General features: G+C 47.8%; 2 protein-coding genes. Both read right to left on the bottom strand.

Annotated features, from left to right (window positions below; genetic code table 11):
- Positions 1 to 2489, bottom strand: a 2489-nt coding sequence (locus QVO39_RS00355; RefSeq protein ID WP_288171178.1) for a TonB-dependent receptor, incomplete at its 3' end; no start/stop codon positions are given.
- Complete coding sequence (locus QVO39_RS00350; protein WP_021902529.1) at positions 2486 to 3310, bottom strand: GLPGLI family protein; 825 nt, start codon at positions 3308 to 3310, stop codon at positions 2486 to 2488. The genes QVO39_RS00350 and QVO39_RS00355, both read right to left, overlap by 4 nt.
- Positions 3311 to 3472: the final 162 nt, after the last annotated feature.

Below are 3472 nucleotides of genomic sequence, written 5' to 3'. Positions count from 1 at the left end.
CACCGCCTCTGATACTCATTGTTGCCAAAGATATTCCTACAGGAGAGCCGGAAGTCGTACCGATCCATCTTATAGGCGATGTGAGCATCGGTAAATAGATGGCTCTGTAGCTTTTTATCTGTGTAATGATAGAACTCACTCTTGCACCCAATCTCCAACTTATTTATCGGGAAGATAAATAGCTCCAGTGCGTGCGTGAAAGTGGTGATCCGAGGATTGGAGATGGAGGGGTCTCTCCTATTTATCTGCTTGTAGCTCTTCATTTTGCTACTCAGCTCATAGGAAATCACCTTCGACGGTTGCATAGAAAGGGCTAGGCTCAGTTCGCTATCCTGCAACTGCCAAGGCTCTTGCTGGCTCTTTATCAAGAGGTAGTAATCACTCCAAACCTGTCGCCCCTTGAGGGTGATAAGTGTTCGCCACCTAAAGAAAGACTTTGCCAAGTCGGCACTCAGAGAATAGCTAGAGGAATTATACCGCTCTTCGGTAGGTGTTTGCTTGTAAATCGAGGATTGCAAGGTACTTTGGTAAAGAACCTCATTGGTGCGCCTATTCCACGAAGCGTTGAGCGTGGCAAATTGCCCCTTGATCGGATGCTGATATTTAAGTCTTAGAGCCACTGCATGGTTTCCCCGATGCTCCAAGCTGCCACTGTGTGCCGTGACCATTCTATAGGAGGTATATATAGGAGTGCGGTAGAGTGCAGTAAGGGCATCGGGCCATTCGAAGTAATTATAGGAGAGGGATGCACTAGTGATGGCACTAAAATCATACTGCAACCATAAACTAGGCTGCAAAGTCACCCTCAGCTTTTTCATCGCCCCATACTGCCGATGGACAACATCCCCCTTCACTGTTGCCCTCAGTGCCAATGGGTCCTTTCGGTAGTTCACCCCTGTAGATAGATACCAATTCTGCTGAGTGTACCGCTCTTTATTATCCACCTCTGGGTAATGAATAGCCATCTCTTGGTACTTAAGTTGATAGCCCACCCGTTCGCTCAGAGTAAAACCTCTAATGGTGTGATTGAAAGCGATATGATTATCCGACTGAAAGGCCGATAGATCCAGCCGCTCAGTAAACCCCTCGACCGTCAGTAGCTGCCCAGGCAGATGGCTAAAGGTGTTGAAGGAGGCTCCCTCAAGGGTATGACCATTCTCAAGGCGATGAATGATCTCAAAATTCTCCGTGAGATAAGTTTTCTTTAGTTGCACGCTCTGCTCTACCTGCTTTTGTTGCAAAAGAGAGAGCCCGTCACTTTTATCTACTGTAAAGCTACCGTATAGGCGGTTGTTGATGTAATTCCGATCCTTATTGATGTTGTAGGTCAATTCCCCTTTTAGGGTGCTCACCCTTGAACCGACACTACTCTCCTCATTTAGAATCTTTCCCTCATGCTCAAGATACTTTGTTACCTGCGATCGATTCCCTCTCTCTCTGTCCCAGAAGTAAGAGAGCTGAAAGCGGAGGTCATTGTCATTCTTGGTCTTAATGAGGTGATTGGTAGCAACAAGATGCGATTGATTAAAGGTAGAGCGCTCCCTCTCTATGGCAGCAGCCGGCACTACCAGCCTCCTTAGTAGACCTGTTTCCTCCAGATTGCCCCGCAATTCCGTTACCAGGTCACGCACCTCCTTAGTGATGTCCTTCCCAGTGTTATCGCATTTGTACATCGAAAGGTTTTGCATCCGCCGTCCAAAGATCATCCCCATCAATCGCCCTCTATAGAGCAACTCACTAGACCCTTGTGCTGTGGTGCCTATCCCCGCATTGAGGATGCCGGTCCAGGTATTCTTCACCTCATCTTTGAGGATAATATTGAGGGCGGCTTGCTCACTAAATTGCACCCCCTTTAAGCTCCTTATTGGTTGGTGATTTTGTAGCACCTGCACCTCTTTGATCATGTCGGCATTCAGGTTTTCACTCGCTTGGGCATATTTCGAACCGAGCAGGTCGAGCCCCTCTATGTAAAACTTATTGATCGGCTTTCCCTCAAAGGTGATACGACCATCGGTGCGAACCGATAGCCCAGGCATCTTCTTAATTACATCGGCGATGCTTCTGTCCTGACTGAGCTTAAAGGTGGATACGGTATAAACCAATGTGTCTTGACTTTGCCGAACCCTCTCAGGTCGGATATCCACCTCCCTTAGCTCGAAAGTGGTGCTTTGTAGCTGAATATCCCTGCCATTTCTGTACTCCTCAATCTTTATTCGCTTCGTCTCATAGCCGAGTAGCATAAAGCCTATCGCCACTGGGCGAGTACCCTCCTTGGTGGTTATTTGGAATCTCCCATCCTCCCCAGTAAAACCGTAGGCGACGAGAGACGTCTCCGTGCGGTAGAGCAATACATTGACATCTCGGATAGGGGCTCCCTTCTCATCTACTACTCGCCCATGATAGCTCTCTTGAGCTATCGCTTGAGCAGACAATAGCGAGAGCAATATCCCTAGGCATAAAGAAGTCCAACGCATGCTACTTTCCGTCATTCCTTATCCAAAAATAGGGCTGTCCTTTCAGGGTAGACGATATCATTGCCCAGCTGATCCTTTCCTCGGCTCCTAAATCCAGTTAGCTTTTCAAATAGTGCATCAGGCGATTTCCAAAACAACTTCATCAGGTCGCGGTACTCTTGTCGTGTACACTCCACATATTTTTGATTGGGAAAGAAGAGAGGCTCCCCCTCAATGCGCTCAATCTGAGTACAGGAGAATGAAAAAAGCCCTTCGCTCTCCTCCGCTTGCAAGATAAGTCCTGGTAGCCCATAGAGCATCCACGGACCATCGCTGTAGGGGACCTCAGGAGTAAACCATACCGTCCAATGCCGGCCCCGATAATCAGTGGTCGCTTGCTGGCAGTGATAGCCTGCTATGATGCTATCCTTTGGCACCAAGGTCCACTCGGGTCGCATCATCGGTTCCGTGTACCTCAGATGCTTGAAGGTCTTCTCCACAAAGGTGAGCTGGTTGGTAGCGGGATAGTTTTTCCACAGTTGATACATCAGCTGAGACCTGCGGTAGCCAGCGCGCTCACATGCATTCCTCACATCGCCTACAGTACCTCCTTGTGCCAAAACCCGATCCTGAATCAATTGCCGTTGGACATTATTCAGACCATAAAAGTGAGATACCTTATCCCCAATGTCCAGAATCGCCTCATCCTCAATAGCTCCCTTTTGCTCCTCAAATTGATGGTAGATAGCCGTATAATGTACCCTTGCATGTACCATCTCCTTCTCCTGTGCTGTGGCAGTAGTCCCTACCACCAAGGGGAGAAGTAACCAACCAAATAGTATCTTATCTATCCTCATAGTAATTAGGTCGTTGAAATAAAAACAATGTGCTTAACCCGTGTCTAAAGATAATAAAAATAGTTGAGATCGGGGAATAAAAGGTTATGGTTAGCAGGGGTTACGCATTAGAAACGTCTGTGTGGCATTCATTGTAGCATTATTGGGGGAAGGACCTCGGCA

It is taken from the genome of Porphyromonas sp. CAG:1061 (genome assembly GCF_000435035.1).
GTDB classification, from domain to species: Bacteria; Bacteroidota; Bacteroidia; order Bacteroidales; family Porphyromonadaceae; genus Porphyromonas_A; species Porphyromonas_A somerae.
The sequence above is the reverse complement of the archived record's forward strand: the minus strand, read 5'-3'. Positions and strand labels throughout refer to the sequence as shown.

What these genes read in the sequence shown, in the direction of transcription:
- QVO39_RS00350 (WP_021902529.1), bottom strand. Translation starts at nt 3,310, where the DNA reads ATGAGGATAGATAAGATACTATTTGGTTGGTTACTTCTCCCCTTGGTG.